The 17,682-nt window shown below is 68.7% G+C and carries 13 protein-coding genes and 3 rRNA genes; 13 read left to right on the forward strand and 3 right to left on the reverse strand.

Annotated features, from left to right (window positions below; genetic code table 11):
- The first annotated feature begins 37 nt into the window (after window positions 1–37).
- The 3 genes from ACQPZK_RS11820 to ACQPZK_RS11830 all read left to right on the forward strand — a co-directional run bounded on the left by ACQPZK_RS11820 (window position 38) and on the right by ACQPZK_RS11830 (window position 2,659).
- Window positions 38–538: a GNAT family N-acetyltransferase gene (locus ACQPZK_RS11820; protein WP_433538328.1), complete on the forward strand. Its 501-nt coding sequence runs from the start codon at window positions 38–40 to the stop codon at window positions 536–538.
- A 9-nt stretch (window positions 539–547) separates the two neighbouring features.
- The gene (locus ACQPZK_RS11825; RefSeq protein WP_433538329.1) at window positions 548–1,189 is read left to right on the forward strand and encodes a hypothetical protein; all 642 of its coding nucleotides are present in this window, start codon (window positions 548–550) and stop codon (window positions 1,187–1,189) included.
- A 126-nt stretch (window positions 1,190–1,315) separates the two neighbouring features.
- Complete coding sequence (locus tag ACQPZK_RS11830) at window positions 1,316–2,659, forward strand: hemolysin family protein (protein WP_433538330.1); 1,344 nt, start codon at window positions 1,316–1,318, stop codon at window positions 2,657–2,659.
- A 13-nt stretch (window positions 2,660–2,672) separates the two neighbouring features.
- On the opposite strand, the gene ACQPZK_RS11835 is transcribed toward ACQPZK_RS11830, so the two are convergent.
- A complete protein-coding gene (locus tag ACQPZK_RS11835) occupies window positions 2,673–3,062 on the reverse strand; it encodes a PaaI family thioesterase (protein ID WP_433538331.1) in 390 nt (129 codons plus the stop codon).
- A gap of 100 nt (window positions 3,063–3,162) precedes the next feature.
- Here ACQPZK_RS11835 and tyrS point away from each other — a divergent pair, with 100 nt between their 5' ends.
- From tyrS to rrf, 4 genes are all read left to right on the forward strand, one after another.
- Window positions 3,163–4,455, forward strand: a complete 1,293-nt coding sequence (gene tyrS / locus ACQPZK_RS11840; RefSeq protein ID WP_433539184.1) for a tyrosine--tRNA ligase — start codon at window positions 3,163–3,165, stop codon at window positions 4,453–4,455.
- 641 nt (window positions 4,456–5,096) lie between these two features.
- Window positions 5,097–6,611 (forward strand): 16S ribosomal RNA (locus tag ACQPZK_RS11845).
- 372 nt (window positions 6,612–6,983) lie between these two features.
- Window positions 6,984–10,094: ribosomal RNA gene (locus ACQPZK_RS11850) — 23S ribosomal RNA — on the forward strand.
- Window positions 10,095–10,183: 89 nt separating this feature from the next.
- Window positions 10,184–10,300 (forward strand): 5S ribosomal RNA (gene rrf / locus ACQPZK_RS11855).
- Together the 16S, 23S and 5S rRNA genes form the textbook arrangement of a ribosomal RNA operon.
- Window positions 10,301–10,390: 90 nt before the next feature.
- On the opposite strand, the gene ACQPZK_RS11860 is transcribed toward rrf, so the two are convergent.
- Window positions 10,391–12,229: a hypothetical protein gene (locus ACQPZK_RS11860; protein WP_433538332.1), complete on the reverse strand. Its 1,839-nt coding sequence runs from the start codon at window positions 12,227–12,229 to the stop codon at window positions 10,391–10,393.
- On the opposite strand from ACQPZK_RS11860, the gene ACQPZK_RS11865 reads away from it, so the two are divergent.
- Together ACQPZK_RS11865 and ACQPZK_RS11870 are read left to right on the forward strand one after the other, a co-directional pair.
- Window positions 12,218–13,216, forward strand: a complete 999-nt coding sequence (locus tag ACQPZK_RS11865) for a hypothetical protein (protein WP_433539185.1) — start codon at window positions 12,218–12,220, stop codon at window positions 13,214–13,216. The two genes, ACQPZK_RS11860 and ACQPZK_RS11865, sit on opposite strands and share 12 nt — an antisense overlap.
- A complete protein-coding gene (locus ACQPZK_RS11870; RefSeq protein ID WP_433538333.1) occupies window positions 13,213–14,238 on the forward strand; it encodes an HAD-IIA family hydrolase in 1,026 nt (341 codons plus the stop codon). Before ACQPZK_RS11865 ends, ACQPZK_RS11870 begins: the two co-directional genes overlap by 4 nt.
- Before the next feature lie 108 nt (window positions 14,239–14,346).
- Here the strand turns inward: ACQPZK_RS11870 and ACQPZK_RS11875 are convergent, their stop codons facing one another.
- Window positions 14,347–14,685: an SCP2 sterol-binding domain-containing protein gene (locus tag ACQPZK_RS11875; protein ID WP_355050207.1), complete on the reverse strand. Its 339-nt coding sequence runs from the start codon at window positions 14,683–14,685 to the stop codon at window positions 14,347–14,349.
- Between the two features lie 111 nt (window positions 14,686–14,796).
- On the opposite strand from ACQPZK_RS11875, the gene ACQPZK_RS11880 reads away from it, so the two are divergent.
- The 4 genes from ACQPZK_RS11880 (at window position 14,797) to ACQPZK_RS11895 (ending at window position 17,602) form a co-directional block, all read left to right on the forward strand.
- A complete protein-coding gene (locus ACQPZK_RS11880) occupies window positions 14,797–15,459 on the forward strand; it encodes a hypothetical protein (RefSeq protein WP_433538334.1) in 663 nt (220 codons plus the stop codon).
- Window positions 15,456–15,737: a hypothetical protein gene (locus ACQPZK_RS11885; protein WP_433538335.1), complete on the forward strand. Its 282-nt coding sequence runs from the start codon at window positions 15,456–15,458 to the stop codon at window positions 15,735–15,737. The genes ACQPZK_RS11880 and ACQPZK_RS11885 overlap by 4 nt, the downstream gene beginning before the upstream one ends.
- Before the next feature lie 37 nt (window positions 15,738–15,774).
- Window positions 15,775–16,629 carry a TlyA family RNA methyltransferase gene (locus ACQPZK_RS11890; RefSeq protein ID WP_433538336.1) on the forward strand — a complete coding sequence of 285 codons (855 nt, stop codon included), beginning with the start codon at window positions 15,775–15,777 and terminating at the stop codon, window positions 16,627–16,629.
- Between the two features lie 88 nt (window positions 16,630–16,717).
- Window positions 16,718–17,602 (forward strand): NAD kinase, encoded by an 885-nt coding sequence (locus ACQPZK_RS11895; protein ID WP_433538337.1) that lies wholly within the window; start codon window positions 16,718–16,720, stop codon window positions 17,600–17,602.
- Window positions 17,603–17,682 lie beyond the last annotated feature (80 nt).

Consider the following 17,682-nt stretch of genomic DNA (forward strand, 5'->3'; position numbering starts at 1 on the left):
CGGGTGGGCGGGGGAGGGGTGGGGTTAGGTTTGGCGGGTGACTTCTGAGGTGCGGCTTCGTTCCGTTCGGGAGGACGATCTCGTGGAGTTCTTCCTGCACCAGCAGGATCCCGAAGCGAACCGGATGGCCGCGTTCGGTCCCGCCGACCCGTCGGACCACCGCGAGTTCGCCCGCCACTGGGCGCGGGTGCTGACCAACCCGGCGAACCGGGTCCGCACGGTCGAGGCCGACGGCGAGGTGGTCGGCTACGTCAGCTCCTTCCCCGTCGACGACCAGACCGAGGTCAGCTACTGGATCGACCCGGCCCGCTGGGGCCGGGGCCATGCCACCGCGGCCCTGGCCGCCCTGCTGCGCGAGCTGCCCCGGCCGGTGCACGCCCGCGCCGCGAAGGACAACGCCGCCTCGCTCGCCGTGCTGCGCAAGTGCGGGTTCGTCGTGGTCGGTGAGGACTCGGGGTACGCCAACGGGCGCGGCACGGAGGTCGAGGAGTGGCTGCTGGAGCTGCCCGCCGACGCCCCTGACCTGGGCAAGCACTAGTCTCGCGGGGTGAATTGGTTGGATCTGGTCGGCTGGGCGGGCTCTGCGGTGCTGGTCTGGTCGCTGCTGCAGTCGCGCATCCTGCGGCTGCGCGCCCTGAACCTCGTCGGCTGTGCCGTGCTGATCGGCTACAACGCCGCCATCGAGGTCTGGCCCATGGTCGGGCTCAACATCGTCCTCGCGGTGATCAACATCTGGTACCTGCGGGGAATGCTCGCCACCCGCCACGACGAGCAGACCTACCAGGTGGTGCAGGTCGGGGTCGACGACCAGTTCCTCGCCCACACGCTGCGGGTGCACGGGCCGGACATCGCCCGCTTCAACCCCGAGTTCCGCTGGGACCCGGCTGCCGCCGACCGGTCGGCCTTCCTCGTGGTCACCGCCGACGAGGTGGTCGGCGTGGTGCTGTCGCACGCCGAGGCACGCGGGGTCGCCCAGATCGACCTGGACTACGTGACCCCGAAGTTCCGGGACTTCACCCCCGGCGAGTTCGTCTACCGGCGCAGCCGCCTCTTCACCGAACGCGGCTTCCACCGGGTCGTGAGCCCGCCCGGCATGGTCGCCCCCTACTACCACCGGCTCGGCTTCCGCCCCGAGGGCGACTCGTACGTCCTCGACCTACCCGCGTCGCCGGCCACCGGAGCGGCGTAGCGTCACCCGGGCAGGATTCGGCCGCCGCCGCACGGGGCACAGAAGCGCGTACGCCGGGCGGGCTCGCCGACCGGCGGGCGCCGTGCGTACCGCAGGCGTCACCATCGCAGAGGGAGCGAACCGGGCGTGCAGAGCTACGGGAGCCAACTGGCCCTGGTCGGGATCCTGATCGTGATCAACGCGCTCTTCGCCGGCAGCGAGATGGCGCTGGTGTCACTGCGGGACAGCCAGATCCAGCGCCTCGAACGCACCAGCCGGGCCGGACGGGTCCTGGCCCGGCTCGCCAAGGACCCGAACCGCTTCCTGGCCACCATCCAGATCGGCATCACCCTCGCCGGCTTCCTGGCCTCCGCCGCGGCGGCGGTCTCCCTCGCCAAGCCCCTCGTCCCGCTGCTCGGGGTGTTCGGCAGCGCCGCCGAGACGGTGGCGATCGTGGTGGTCACCCTCGCGCTGACCTTCGTCACCCTCGTCTTCGGCGAGTTGGCGCCCAAGCGGATCGCCATGCAGTCGGCCGAGCGGTGGGCGCTGCTGGTGGCCCGCCCGCTCGACGTGCTCGCCAGCCTCACCCGCCCCGCCGTCTGGGCCCTCGGCGCGACCAGCGACCTGGTGGTCCGCCTGGTCGGGCTCAACCCGAAGCACGAGCCCGAGGAGATCGGCCCGGACGAGCTGCGCGACATCGTCGCCGGCAACCACGGCTTCACCAAGGAACAACGCACGATCATCGCCGGCGCGGTGGAGATCGCCGACCGGCGGTTGCGGGCTGTGCTCGTACCCCGGTTGCAGGTCTTCACGCTCGACAGCGGGACCACGGCGGAGGCCGCGCGGCTCGTGCTGGCCGCCACCGGGCACTCCCGGGCCCCGGTGGTGCGCCACGGCGGCCTGGACGACACCGCCGGCGTGATCCACCTGCGTGACCTGGTCGGCGTGCCCGACGACCGCCCGATCGACGAGATCGCCCGCCCACCGATGCTGCTGCCCGACTCGCTGCCCGTGGTGGACGCGCTGCGCCAGTTCAAGGCCGAGCGTCAGCACATCGCCCTCGTCGTGGACGAGCGCGGCGCGGTCGACGGCATCGTGACGCTGGAGGACATCCTGGAGGAGATCGTCGGAGAGATCTACGACGAGACCGACCGGGACGGCTACTCGGTGCGCCGCGAGCCGGACGGCACGATGGTGCTGCCCGGCACCTTCCCGGTGCACGACCTTCCGGACATCGGCGTCGAGCTGCCCTCGCGCCCGGCCGGCGACTACACCACCGTCGCCGGGCTGGTGCTGGCCCGCCTCGGGCACATCCCGACCGTCGCGGGCGAGGACGTCACCCTGGACGGCTGGGTGCTGACGGTGGCCGACATCGACCACCGGGCCATCACCGAGGTACGAGTGCGGCAGGTCCCCGCCGACGACGAGACGGCCGACGACGGTGACGCCGACGAGGCCGCCGAGCCGGTGCTGGACGAGGCCCGGAGCTGACCGGGCCCGTCGATCAGTCGCGCGAGAGGTTCTGCAACCGGACCTGACCGCGGGCCACCAGGCGCTCCCTCGCGTCGGTGATCTCCACCTGCCAGAGCTGCTGACTGCGCCCCCGGTGCACGGGAGTGCCGACCGCCCGCAGCTCTCCGTCGGGCACGGCCCGCAGGAAGTCGGTCTGGTTGGACACCCCGACCACCGTTCCCCGGTCGGCGAGCCAGAGCGAACCCCCGACGCTGCCCGCCGTCTCCACGACCGAGCAGTACACCCCGCCGTGCTGGATGCCGAACGGCTGGTGCAGCTCCGGGCGGACCTGCCAGCTGATGACGACGCGGTCGGGGGTCGCCTCCTCGAATTTCAGGCCGAGCAGGTTGACGAAACCACCTGTCAGATCCGGTGTCTCCACGGCAGAACCCTCCCGAAAACAGTGGGGCGCAAGCGTAACCGGGCGCGTTGCGCCAAACCCGGTACGGGTCGAAGCCGGCGATGGGGGAGAATCGGTGACCGTGACCGACAGCAACTCCCCGCCGTCCGGGCGGGACTCCCTGACCGACGACCTGCTCTGGCGTGGCCTCATCCAGGACTCGACCGGCCTCGACGAGCTGCGCGAGCTGCTCGACGGCGGGACGGCCACCACCTACTACGTGGGCTTCGACCCCACCGCGCAGAGCCTGCACGTCGGCTCGCTCATGCAGGTCATCACGGCCCGGCGGCTGCAACTCGCGGGTCACCGCCCCCTGCTGCTGGTGGGCGGGGCGACCGGGCAGATCGGTGACCCGAAGGAGAGCGCCGAGCGGACGCTCAACCCGCCGGACGTGATCGCCGGCTGGGTGGAGCGGATCCGCGAGCAGCTCGCGCCCTTCGTGTCGTACACGGGTGAGAACGCGGCCCAGCTCGTCAACAACCTGGACTGGACCGGCGAGATGTCCGTGGTCGAGTTCCTGCGCGACGTGGGCAAGCACTTCCCGGTGAACAAGATGCTCGCGCGGGAGGTGGTGCGGGCGCGGCTGGAGACCGGCATCAGCTTCACCGAGTTCAGCTACCAGTTGTTGCAGGCCAACGACTTCTTCGAGCTGCACCGGCGGTACGGCTGCCAGCTCCAGTTCGGTGGCTCCGACCAGTGGGGCAACATCACGGCGGGCGTCGACTACATCCGGCGGCGCGGCGCGGGACCGGTGCAGGCGTTCACCACGCCGCTGGTCACCAAGGCCGACGGTACGAAGTTCGGCAAGACCGAGGGCGGAGCCGTCTGGCTCGACCCCACCTTGACGAGTCCGTACGCGTTCTACCAGTTCTGGCTCAACGTCGACGACCGCGAGGTCGACCGCTACCTGCGGTACTTCAGCTTCCGTAGTCGCGACGAGCTGGAGGAGCTGGCGAAGGCGACGGCCGAACGGCCGGCGGCCCGGCTGGCCCAGCGAGCGTTGGCCGAGGAGTTGACCACGCTGGTGCACGGCGCCGAGGAGACCCGGCAGGCGGTCGCCGCCAGCCAGGCGCTCTTCGGCCGTGGCTCGCTCGACGACCTGGCCCCGGAGACGCTGCGCGCGGCCCTCACCGAGGCGGGCCTGGTGCGGCTCTCCGGAGACCTGCCGGACGTGGCGGGCCTGCTGCGGGACTCCGGGCTCGTGAGCGGCCTCAAGGAAGCCCGCCGGGTGATCGCCGAGGGCGGCGCCTACGTGAACAACACGAGGGTGACCGAGGTGGACGCCACCGTGTCGACCGACGACCTGCTGCACGGCCGGTACCTGGTGCTGCGCCGGGGAAAGCGGTCGTTCGCCGGCGTTGAGCTGGGCGAATAGTCGATCGTCGACGATGTGACGGGGGACGCGTCCGGCGGATTTGACGATCATCCGGCCGGACGCGTAACTTTCTCTCTGCCAGCGCGGAACGGACGAAACAGGCGAAAGCCTGAAGCGGCCGGAGCGCGGTGACGACCTCGGGGTCGGGCGGGTTAACCGCCGGATCGCCGACTGGGTGGTGTCCACGGAAACGCCGCGAGGCGGATTTGGTGCGGCGGAACCGACCGGGTAAGGTAGTCAGCCGGCAGGGAAACGGACGAGCAAGCGGGAGACCGCTGCGGCCGGCCTGCCAACCCATGATGAGAGCGGCGCGAGCCGGTCGAACCATGGTGCCCGCAAGACGGCGGAAAGCGCGACGAACCGGGAAACACCGGTTTGACACGGCAGAAACCAGCGGGTAACGTAGTAAAAGTGCCTGGCGCTGAAAGCGCCGGACACGCGGAACGAAAAGCCCCAAGTTGGGGTCCCGGAGATGGGGCTTCGAGTTGGTGTGTGGTTGTTCTTTGAGAACTCAACAGGGTGCTTGTAAAGCCAGTGCCAATTATGATTTATACCCCGGACTGGCAGCCTGCTTTGGTGGGTTGTTGGTTGGGATTCCTTTGGCAACATTTTGTTGCCGGGATAGCTGTTCAACTAATTTTTTGTTGGAGAGTTTGATCCTGGCTCAGGACGAACGCTGGCGGCGTGCTTAACACATGCAAGTCGAGCGGAAAGGCCCTTCGGGGTACTCGAGCGGCGAACGGGTGAGTAACACGTGAGCAACCTGCCCCAAGCTTTGGGATAACCCTCGGAAACGGGGGCTAATACCGAATATTACTTCTGGCCGCATGGCTGGGGGTGGAAAGTTTTTCGGCTTGGGATGGGCTCGCGGCCTATCAGCTTGTTGGTGGGGTGATGGCCTACCAAGGCGACGACGGGTAGCCGGCCTGAGAGGGCGACCGGCCACACTGGGACTGAGACACGGCCCAGACTCCTACGGGAGGCAGCAGTGGGGAATATTGCACAATGGGCGGAAGCCTGATGCAGCGACGCCGCGTGAGGGATGACGGCCTTCGGGTTGTAAACCTCTTTCAGCAGGGACGAAGCGTAAGTGACGGTACCTGCAGAAGAAGCGCCGGCCAACTACGTGCCAGCAGCCGCGGTAAGACGTAGGGCGCGAGCGTTGTCCGGATTTATTGGGCGTAAAGAGCTCGTAGGCGGCTTGTCGCGTCGACCGTGAAAACTTGGGGCTCAACCCCAAGCCTGCGGTCGATACGGGCAGGCTAGAGTTCGGTAGGGGAGACTGGAATTCCTGGTGTAGCGGTGAAATGCGCAGATATCAGGAGGAACACCGGTGGCGAAGGCGGGTCTCTGGGCCGATACTGACGCTGAGGAGCGAAAGCGTGGGGAGCGAACAGGATTAGATACCCTGGTAGTCCACGCTGTAAACGTTGGGCGCTAGGTGTGGGGGGCCTCTCCGGTTCCCTGTGCCGCAGCTAACGCATTAAGCGCCCCGCCTGGGGAGTACGGCCGCAAGGCTAAAACTCAAAGGAATTGACGGGGGCCCGCACAAGCGGCGGAGCATGCGGATTAATTCGATGCAACGCGAAGAACCTTACCTGGGTTTGACATGGCCGCAAAACCTCCAGAGATGGGGGGTCCTTCGGGGGCGGTCACAGGTGGTGCATGGCTGTCGTCAGCTCGTGTCGTGAGATGTTGGGTTAAGTCCCGCAACGAGCGCAACCCTCGTTCGATGTTGCCAGCGCGTTATGGCGGGGACTCATCGAAGACTGCCGGGGTCAACTCGGAGGAAGGTGGGGATGACGTCAAGTCATCATGCCCCTTATGTCCAGGGCTTCACGCATGCTACAATGGCCGGTACAATGGGCTGCGATACCGTGAGGTGGAGCGAATCCCAAAAAGCCGGTCTCAGTTCGGATCGGGGTCTGCAACTCGACCCCGTGAAGTCGGAGTCGCTAGTAATCGCAGATCAGCAACGCTGCGGTGAATACGTTCCCGGGCCTTGTACACACCGCCCGTCACGTCACGAAAGTCGGCAACACCCGAAGCCGGTGGCCCAACCCTTGTGGAGGGAGCCGTCGAAGGTGGGGCTGGCGATTGGGACGAAGTCGTAACAAGGTAGCCGTACCGGAAGGTGCGGCTGGATCACCTCCTTTCTAAGGAGCACCATCCGGCGAAAGCTGGTATGGAGCCCGCGACCTGCGAATGTCGGGTCGGGGTGCTCAATGGCGGAGACACTGGCAAGTCTGTCCCTGGCAACGGCCGGGATCACCTAGTACAGCCACTTCGGTGGTGGGAACGGATTGGTCTTGGTGCGGCTGGGGGAGGATGTAAGCACCCTGTTGGGTCCTGAAAGAACAACCCATGGTTGTCTTTCAGAGACTGATCCGACCCCGTGTGGGGTTGGGAGTCTGCCAGGCATGGCCTGGCCCCGCATACCGGTCACGGTGGTGATGTTGGTGTGGGGCATGTCGGGTTGTGGGTTGGTTGTTTGTTGAGAATTGCACAGTGGACGCGAGCATCTTTGTGGTCAAGTTGTCAAGGGCGAACGGTGGATGCCTTGGCACCAGGAGCCGATGAAGGACGTGGGAGGCCGCGATAGGCCTGGGGGAGCTGTCAACCGAGCTGTGATCCCAGGGTGTCCGAATGGGGAAACCTGGCACCAGTCATGTGGTGTCACCCACACCTGAACACATAGGGTGTGTGGAGGGAACGCGGGGAAGTGAAACATCTCAGTACCCGTAGGAAGAGAAAACAAATAGTGATTCCGTGAGTAGTGGCGAGCGAAAGCGGATTGAGGCTAAACCGGCTGCGTGTGATACCTGTCAGGGGTTGCGTGGTCGGGGTTGTGGGACCCTGCTCAACAGACTGACATCTGTTGGAGAAGTTACAAAGCCAGTTGCTAGCCGAATGGTGTGGAAAAGCCAACCGTAGGCGGTGATAGTCCGGTAGGTGAAAGCTGCTGGTCTTCTGTGGGTGTTCCCGAGTAGCGGCGGACCCCTGAAATCTGCCGTGAATCTGCCAGGACCACCTGGTAAGCCTAAATACTTCCTGGTGACCGATAGCGGACGAGTACCGTGAGGGAATGGTGAAAAGTACCCCGGGAGGGGAGTGAAATAGTACCTGAAACCGTTCGCCTACAATCCGTCGGAGCCTTGCGGGGTGACGGCGTGCCTTTTGAAGAATGAGCCTGCGAGTTAGTGGCATGTGGCGAGGTTAACCCGTGTGGGGGAGCCGTAGCGAAAGCGAGTCTGAATAGGGCGTTTTTAGTCGCATGCTCTAGACCCGAAGCGGAGTGATCTAGCCATGGGCAGGCTGAAGCGCGGGTAAGACCGCGTGGAGGGCCGAACCCACCAACGTTGAAAAGTTGGGGGATGACCTGTGGTTAGGGGTGAAAGGCCAATCAAACTCCGTGATAGCTGGTTCTCCCCGAAATGCATTTAGGTGCAGCGTCGCGTGTTTCTTGCCGGAGGTAGAGCACTGGATGGTCTAGGGGGCCCACAAGCTTACCGAAATCAGCCAAACTCCGAATGCCGGTAAGTGAGAGCGCGGCAGTGAGACTGCGGGGGATAAGCTTCGTAGTCGAGAGGGAAACAGCCCAGATCACCAGCTAAGGCCCCTAAGCGTGTGCTAAGTGGAAAAGGATGTGGGGTCGCATAGACAACCAGGAGGTTGGCTTAGAAGCAGCCACCCTTTAAAGAGTGCGTAATAGCTCACTGGTCAAGTGGTTCCGCGCCGACAATGTAGCGGGGCTCAAGCACACCGCCGAAGCTGTGGCATTCACATTTTAACCCCGCGGGGACTTGATTCTCCGTGCAGGTGTGTGGATGGGTAGGGGAGCGTCGTGCCGGGGGTGAAGCAGCGGGGTGACCCAGTTGTGGACGCGGCACGAGTGAGAATGCAGGCATGAGTAGCGAAAGAAGGGTGAGAAACCCTTCCGCCGGATGACCAAGGGTTCCAGGGCCAGGCTAATCCGCCCTGGGTGAGTCGGGACCTAAGGCGAGGCCGAGAGGCGTAGTCGATGGACAACGGGTTGATATTCCCGTACCCGCGAAAGAGCGTCCCTGATGAACCTCGTTGTGCTAACCACCCGAGCTTGGTGAGGTCTTCGGACTGATCTGAGGGAGCGTGGGAACCTGGCGGGTAGTAGTCAAGCGATGGGGTGACGCAGGAAGGTAGCTGAGCCCGGCCGGTGGTTGTGCCGGGGTAAGCGTGTAGGCCGTGCCATAGGCAAATCCGTGGCGCATGTAGGCTGAGACGTGATGCCGAGCCGATTCAGGTGAAGTCAGTGATCCTATGCTGCCGAGAAAAGCCTCTAGCGAGTTCTTAGCGGCCCGTACCCCAAACCGACACAGGTGGTCAGGTAGAGAATACCGAGGCGATCGGGCGAACTGTGGTTAAGGAACTCGGCAAATTGCCCCCGTAACTTAGGGAGAAGGGGGGCCGGAGACGTGAAGCCCCGCGCGGGTGGAGCGTTGTATGGCCGCAGAGAGCAGGGGGAAGCGACTGTTTACTAAAAACACAGGTCCATGCGAAGAAGTAATTCGATGTATATGGACTGACGCCTGCCCGGTGCTGGAACGTTAAGGGGACCTGTTAGCTCTTCGGGGCGAAGCGGAGAACTTAAGCGCCAGTAAACGGCGGTGGTAACTATAACCATCCTAAGGTAGCGAAATTCCTTGTCGGGTAAGTTCCGACCTGCACGAATGGCGTAACGACTTCCCCACTGTCTCAACCACAGGCCCGGCGAAATTGCAGTACGAGTAAAGATGCTCGTTACGCGCGGCAGGACGGAAAGACCCCGGGACCTTTACTATAGCTTGACATTGGTACTTGAGTTAGCTTGTGTAGGATAGGTGGGAGCCGGTGAAGCTCATACGCCAGTATGGGTGGAGGCAATCTTGAAATACCACTCTGGTTGATTTGGGTATCTAACTTCGGACCGTTATCCGGTTCAGGGACAGTGTCTGGTGGGTAGTTTAACTGGGGCGGTTGCCTCCTAAAGGGTAACGGAGGCGCCCAAAGGTTCCCTCAGCCTGGTTGGCAATCAGGTGTTGAGTGCAAGTACACAAGGGAGCTTGACTGTGAGACTGACAGGTCGAGCAGGGACGAAAGTCGGGACTAGTGATCCGGCACTTGCGAGTGGAAGCGGTGTCGCTCAACGGATAAAAGGTACCCCGGGGATAACAGGCTGATCTTCCCCAAGAGTCCATATCGACGGGATGGTTTGGCACCTCGATGTCGGCTCGTCGCATCCTGGGGCTGTAGCAGGTCCCAAGGGTTGGGCTGTTCGCCCATTAAAGCGGTACGCGAGCTGGGTTTAGAACGTCGTGAGACAGTTCGGTCCCTATCCGCCGTGCGCGTAGGATACTTGAGAAGGGCTGTCCCTAGTACGAGAGGACCGGGACGGACGAACCTCTGGTGTGCCAGTTGTCCCGCCAGGGGCACGGCTGGTTAGCTACGTTCGGAAGGGATAACCGCTGAAAGCATCTAAGCGGGAAGCCTGCTTCAAGATGAGGTATCCCACCCCACTTTGTGGGGGTAAGGCCCCCAGCTAGACGACTGGGTTGATAGGCCGGAAATGTAAGCCCGGTAACGGGTTCAGTTGACCGGTACTAATAGGCCGAGGACTTGACTACCAAGCTGCTACGCGTCCACTGTGCAACTCTGAACAAACACCCACCCACCGTGTGTGTGCCCGGGGTTGTGGTTGATATGTTCATAGAGTTACGGCGGTCATGGCGGAGGGGAAACGCCCGGTCACATTCCGAACCCGGAAGCTAAGCCCTCCAGCGCCGATGGTACTGCACTCGTGAGGGTGTGGGAGAGTAGGACACCGCCGGACAATCTTTCAGTCGAGGGCCGCCCCATCAGGGTCGGCCCTCGACTGCGTAGCGCCATTGGTGGCGCAATCAGGAAGGATGTACCTGTGAGCTCAGGACCGCAGGGCGGAGACCGTCCCCGTCGTTACGAGGACCGCACCGACGGCCCGGCTGGACGCGACCGTGGAGCGCGCCGCGATGACCGGCCCCCGTACCGGGGAGACCGTGACAACGCCGGCGGCGCCCGTGGCGGCTACACCGGCGGCCGCGATGGCGGTGACCGTGGCGGTGACCGTCGCGAAGGCGGTTTCCGCGGCGACCGGGACGGTGGCTTCCGTGGCGGTGACCGTGGTCGTTCCGGTCCGCCCCGTGAGGGTGGCTTCCGGGGCGGTGACCGCGATGGTGGCGCCCGAGGTGGCGACCGTCGTGAGGGCGGTTTCCGCGGCGGTGACCGCGAGGGCGGTTTCCGTGGGGGTGACCGCGAGGGTGGCTTCCGTGGTGGCGACCGTCGCGAGGGTGGCTTCCGCGGCGGTGACCGCGATGGTGGCGCCCGTGGTGGCGACCGTCGTGAGGGTGGTTTCCGCGACGCGTCGCGCTCCGGCGGGCCGCGTGAGGGCGGGTTCCGTGGTGGTGACCGTCGTGAGGGTGGTTACCAGGGTGGCGGTGACCGTGGTCGTTCCGGTCCGCCCCGTGAGGGCGGCTTCCGGGGCGGTGACCGCGAGGGTGGCTCCCGTGGTGGCGACCGCCGCGAGGGCGGTTTCCGCGACGCGACGCGCTCCGGCGGGCCGCGCGAGGGTGGCTTCCGGGGCGGCGACCGCGAGGGCGGTTTCCGTGGCGGTGACCGCCGCGAGGGTGGTTACCAGGGTGGCGGTGACCGTGGTCGTTCCGGTCCGCCCCGCGAGGGTGGCTTCCGCGGCGGCGACCGCGAGGGTGGCTTCCGGGGCGGCGACCGTGACGGTGGCTTCCGGGGTGGTGACCGTCGCGAGGGTGGTTTCCGTGGTGGTGACCGTCGCGAGGGTGGTTTCCGTGGTGGCGACCGCCGCGAGGGCGGTTTCCGCGACGCGACGCGCTCCGGCGGGCCGCGCGAGGGTGGCTTCCGGGGCGGCGACCGCGAGGGCGGTTTCCGTGGCGGTGACCGCCGCGAGGGTGGTTACCAGGGTGGCGGTGACCGTGGTCGTTCCGGTCCGCCCCGCGAGGGTGGCTTCCGCGGCGGCGACCGTGACGGTGGCTCCCGTGGGGGCGACCGCCGCGAGGGTGGCTTCCGGAGCGGCGACCGCGAAGGTGGCTTCCGTGGGGGCGACCGCCGTGACGGTGGTTCCCGCGACGCGTCGCGCTCCGGCGGACCGCGCGAGGGTGGCTTCCGGGGCGGTGACCGTGACGGTGGTTTCCGTGGGGGTGACCGCGAGCGCGGCTTCCGGGGCGGCGACCGCGAGGGAGGCTTCCGCGGCGGTGACCGCCGTGAGGGCGGGTTCCGTGGTGGTGACCGCCGCGAGGGCGGTTACCAGGGTGGCGGTGACCGTGGTCGTTCCGGTCCGCCCCGCGAGGGCGGTTTCCGGAGCGGCGACCGCGACTCCGGTGGTTTCCGCGGTGGTGAGCGTGGCGCCTCGCGTCCGGGCGCGTCGCGTGAGGGTGGCTTCCGGGGCGGCGACCGCGAGGGCGGCTTCCGGGGTGGCGACCGTGCGCCCCGTGAGGGCGGCTTCCGGGGTGGTGACCGCCGTGAGGGCGGATACCGCGGTGGCGACCGTGACGGCGGCTTCCGGGCCGACGAGCGGCCGCGTCGCGAGGACGACTACCGCCGCGACGAGCGTGGGGCGGGCCCGGAGGCGTCCGAGGGTGGGCGCAACGTGGCCCCGGCACTGCCGGACGACATCGTCGCGACCGACCTCGACAAGGACGTCCGTGCCGAGCTGCTCTCGCTGAACAAGCCGGTCGCCGAGACCGTGGCCCGACACCTGGTCGCCACCGGTCAGCTGATCGACGAGGACCCGGCCGAGGCGTTGGCCCACGCGCTGGCCGCCCGGCGGTTGGCGTCGCGGATCTCCGCCGTCCGCGAGGCGGTCGGCCTGGCCGCGTACCACGCGGGGGAGTGGCAGACCGCGATCGCCGAGCTGCGGACGTACCACCGGATGACCGGTTTGCAGAGTCACCTCGCCGTGCTCGCCGACTGTGAGCGCGCGCTCGGCCGGCCGGAGCGGGCGATCGACCTGTATCGGGGCGCCGACCAGGAGAAGCTGGACCAGGCCGTCGCGATCGAGCTGCTGATCGTCGCCGCCGGAGCGCGGGGTGACCTCGGCCAGAAGGACGCCGCGGTCGCGATGCTCCAGGTGCCCGACCTCACCAGCGAGACGACGGTGCCGTGGACGGCACGACTGCGGTACGCGTACGCCGACGCGCTGCTCGCGGTGGACCGGCGCGACGAGGCCCGCGAGTGGTTCTCCCGCGCCGCGGACGTGGACACCGAGGGCGAGACCGACGCCGCGGAGCGGCTGCTCGAACTCGACGGCGTCCTCATCGAGGGCGACGAAGAGGACGAGACCGAGGAGATCGCCGCCGGGCCGGGCACTCCGGGCGCCGTACCGGCTCAGCCGGACACGGACCTGACCGCAGGCGACACCGACGAGGACGACGTCGACGACGACGAGGACGACGACGACTTCGCCGCCACAGCTGGCGACGAGGACGTCGACGACGACGAGGACTTCGACGACGACGAGGAGGACGGCGTCACCGGCCGCTTGGCGCAGGACGCCGACCGGGTGGACGCCGAGGACGTCGACGGTGACGACGAGGACGTCGACGGTGACGACGACGTCCGCGCTGCCGAGAAGGACGACGCCTCTCCGGCCCCGACCACGCCCGTCGACAACGGCGACGCTGTCGTGAACGGCGACGAGGCCGCCCCCGCCCGGGGCGACGAGCCGGAGTCGACGCAGCGGTGAGCGCGAACGCCGGGGAACGGCTGATCGACGGGTACAGCCTGGTCGTCTTCGACCTGGACGGTGTGATCTACCTGATCGACCGGCCGATTCCCGGCGCCGTCGAGGCGGTGGCCCGGCTGCACGCCGAGGGGCGGGCCGTGGCGTACGCCACCAACAACGCCTCACGCCGTTCCGGCGACGTCGCCGACCTGCTGACCGGGATGGGTGTGCCGGCGCGACCGGAGGAGGTCCTCACCTCCGCCGCGGCGGCAGCCGAGCTGCTGCGCGACCGGCTGCCGGCCGGCGCGCCGGTGCTGGTGGTGGGTGCGGAGGCGCTGCGCGCCGAGCTGCGGGCGGTCGGGCTGACCCCGGTCAGTCGCGCCGACGAGAAGCCGGCCGTTGTGGTGCAGGGCTACGGCCCCCAGGTCGGCTGGGCCGAGCTGGCCGAGGCGTCGGTCGCGGTCCGGGCCGGCGCGATCTGGGTCGCCACCAACACCGACCGTACGCTGCCCAGCGCCCGTGGCCCGCTGCCGGGCAACGGGTCACTGGTCGCGGTGCTGCGGACCGCGTTGGAGCGGGATCCGGACCTGGTGGTCGGTAAGCCGGAGTCGGCCCTGTTCGAGACCGCCGCTCGGCGCGGCGACGGCGGGAAGGCACTGGTCGTCGGAGACCGGCTGGACACCGACATCGAGGGTGCCCGCCGGGCGGGGTTGGACAGCCTGCTCGTGCTCACCGGTGTCAGTGACGTACCCGAGCTGCTCGCGGCCGAGCCACGACGACGGCCGACGTACGTCGCACGGGATCTGGCGGGGCTCTTCGACCCGGCGGCGGCGGTGCGGGTCCCGGGCCCGACGGACGCCGGCGGGTGGTCCGTCACGGACCGCGACGGGACGCTGGAGCTGGCCGGCGACGGCCGGGCGTTGGACGCGCTGGCCGCCCTGTGCGGGGCTGCCTGGGCGGCCCCGGCCGTGCCGGCGATCCGCCCGGCGGGCCCGGAGGCGGCTGCCGCCCTGAAGAGCTTCGGGCTGCCCGCCGACGCGTGAGGCCGGCCACCGCGTGAAGGCCGCCCGCACGGCGTGGGCCCGGCCGACGGCGGGACAGCTGACGGCCGAGGCCGGCCACCGCCACACCGGCCGGGCGAGCGCGAACCTCTAGAGCAGCTTGCGCAGCTTCATCAGGTCGAACGGGTTGGCCTTGATCGACACCCGGCGGGACGTGACCGCCTTGGTGACGTCCAGGTCACCGCGGACCAGGGCGAGCAGGTCGTCGCTGGACGTGCTCAAGGCGATCTTGGCCTTCGGGTCGTCGCCGTCGGCCAGTTCGACCAGCCGGCCACCACTGATCCGCCCGTGAAAGGCCGTGTCCAGGTCGGTGATGCGGCAGGCCAGAGTGCGCTCGAGGTCGATACGCTCGCGGACCGTCTCGGCGTTGCGGTCCAACCGGGCGGCCAGCTCCTGCAACGCCTGCCGGCACTCGTCCACGCTGGCCACATGTCCCCCTCGCCGATTGCCACGCCGTCCCCGGCACCGTACCGCACGGGACAGTCCGCGGTGCCCGGTAGCGTGACACCTGCAGACCCCGCCCGATGGAAGGACCAAGGCATGCAGGACGCGTGGCGCGCCTACCTCGAACTGGCCCTGGGCCTGGCGGAGGCGCCCCGGAAGAAGGCGCAGGACGCGGTGCGTCGTGTCGTCGGCACGGGCGGAGCGACCGCCGCCCAGCTGCAGGCCCTCGCCGAGGAGCTGGTGAGCACCAGCGCCGCCAACCGGGAGGCGTTGACCAAGCTGGTCCGCTTCGAGGTCGACCGGGCCCTCGGCGCGGTCGGTCTGGCGACGGCCGACGAGGTGGCCGAGCTGACCCGGCGGGTACGGGACCTGGAACGGCAACTGCGCGAGGCGCGGGCCACCGAGTCGTCCGGCTCGACGACGGCCGGCGGTCCGTCCGCCGACGCCACGCCGCAGCCCGACCCGACCCGCGCGGCGCAGCCCGGCGATGGCCTGGTGCCGTCCGACGGCCCCGCCGGCGCACCGGTCGCCCAGAAGGCCGCGCCGCCCGTCGCCGAGAAGGCCCCCGCGCCCGTCGCCAAGAAGGCGATCGCGAAGAAGGCCGTCGCGAAGAAGGCCATCGCCCGCAAGCCTCCCGCGACGATCAGCCGGACCGGCGACGAGACGCAGACGCCCGTCAGCCAGGACGACACCCCGACTCCGGCGGACATGCCGGCGAAGAAGGCCGTCCGTAAGCGCCGCCCGGACGGTGCGTCGTGAGCGACGGCGCGCGTCCCGGCCCACCCGGGGGCTTCCGGCCCGGCCCGCCTCCGGCCGGCTCGTTCGCGGCTCGGCCGGGCCCGCCGCCCGGCGTCCGCCCGGGCCCGCCGCCGGACGTGGCGGCCGACGCCGACGACGCGGCGAGCCACCCGGCGGTCGACGCGGCCGTGCGGGCCATGGACAACGCGGCGGCGCTCGCCCCGGCCGACCAGATCGCGCAGTACGAGGCGGCCTACGAGACGCTGCGCGAAACCCTCGCCACCATCGACCAGACCTGAACAGGGCGACCTCGCCCGACAGACCGGAGAAACACCCATGGCACGTCGCAACCGGCTGGACGCCGAACTCGTCCGTCGCGGGCTGGCCCGCTCGCGTGAGCAGGCCGCCGCGCTGGTCGAGGCTGGCCGGGTCCAGCTGCGCGGAGTGCCCGCGCGCAAGGCCGCCGCGATGGTCGACCCCGCCGACCCGCTGCTGGTCACCGGCGCCGACCCGACCGAGGAGTACGTCTCCCGGGGCGGGCACAAGCTCGCCGGGGCTCTCGCCGCGTTCGGTGGGCTGCGCGTCGCCGGGCGGCGCTGTCTGGACGCGGGCGCCTCGACCGGAGGCTTCACCGACGTGCTGCTGCGCGCCGGCGCCGCCGAGGTGGTGGCCGTGGACGTCGGCTACGGGCAGCTCGCCTGGTCCCTGCGGACCGACGAGCGCGTCCGGGTCCTGGAACGCACAAACGTCCGTACCCTCGTCGCGGAGACGATCGGTGGGCCGGTCGACCTGACGGTGGCCGACCTGTCGTTCATCTCGTTGCGGCTGGTGCTGCCGGCGTTGGCCGGCTGCACCCGCGAGGACGGCGACCTGGCCCTGATGGTCAAGCCGCAGTTCGAGGTGGGCAAGGAGCGGGTCGGGGCCGGCGGGGTGGTCCGCGACCCGGCGCTGCGCGCCGAGGCGGTGCTCGACGTGGCCGCCGCGGCGGCCCAGCTCGGCCTCGGCCTGGCGGACGTGGCGGCCAGCCCGCTGCCGGGTCCCAGCGGCAACGTGGAGTTCTTCGTATGGTTGCGCCGGGGCGCGCCGGCGGCCGATCCGCAGCGGGTACGGGCCGTGGTGGACGCCGGGCCGGACGGCACGACGACGGCCGGCGACGTGCCGGACGTGGCGGCGGAGGAGGTCGCAGGGTGAAGGCGTACAGCGAGCGGCACACGACGGCACGCGGACGTGCCGGGGCGTGGGCGCCGGGCCGTGCCGTCGTGGACGGGCGGCCGGTCCGATGAGCCGCACCGCGCTGCTGGTGACCCACACCGGTCGTCGGCGCAGCACCGAGCACGCCCGGTCGGTCGCCGCTGACCTCATCGCCGCGGGATTCGAGGTGCGGGTCGTCGCCGACGAGGCCGACGATCTCGACCTGCCCGGCGTGGTCCCGGTCGCCGGCCCGGAGGCGGCCGAGGGCGCCGAGATCGTCTTCGCGCTGGGCGGGGACGGGACGTTCCTGCGGGCGGCCGAGCTGGCCCGTCCGGCGAAGGCGCCCCTGCTCGGCATCAACCTCGGCAAGGTCGGCTTCCTCGCCGAGGCGGAGATCGACGACCTGGACATCGCGGTCCGCGACGTCGTCGAGCGCAACTACACCGTGGACGAGCGACTGACGCTCGACGTCACCGCCGAGTTCGACGGCGGGCCGACGATCGAGTCGTGGGGGCTCAACGAGATCAGCGTCGAGAAGGGCGAACGGGCACAGATGCTCGAGCTCCTCGTCGACGTGGACGGGCGTCCGCTCTCCCGCTACGGCTGCGACGGCGTCGTCTGCGCCACCCCGACCGGCTCCACCGCGTACGCGTTCTCCGGCGGGGGTCCGGTGGTGTGGCCGGAGGTGGAGGCCCTGCTGATGGTGCCGATCAGCGCGCACGCGTTGTTCAGCCGTCCACTGGTCACCGCCCCCACCTCGACGTTCGTCATCACCGTCGACCCGTTCACCACCCTCGCCGTGCTGTGCTGCGACGGTCGCCGGGTGTACGACCTGCCGCCGGGCGCCCGGGTGACCGTGCGGCGCGGGGCCCTGCCGGTGCGCATCGTGCGGCTGCGGGCCCGCCCGTTCACCGACCGGCTGGTCGCCAAGTTCGGCCTGCCGGTGCACGGCTGGCGGGGCAGCCGCCGGTGACGGTGGCGCACACCGTCGGTGTCCGGCGGTTGTCCACCTGACGACATGTCGCCGCTGCGGCGGCGAGAGGCTAGTGACCT

Source organism: Micromonospora sp. CA-249363, from assembly GCF_050950185.1.
In the GTDB taxonomy this organism is placed as follows: domain Bacteria; phylum Actinomycetota; class Actinomycetes; order Mycobacteriales; family Micromonosporaceae; genus Micromonospora.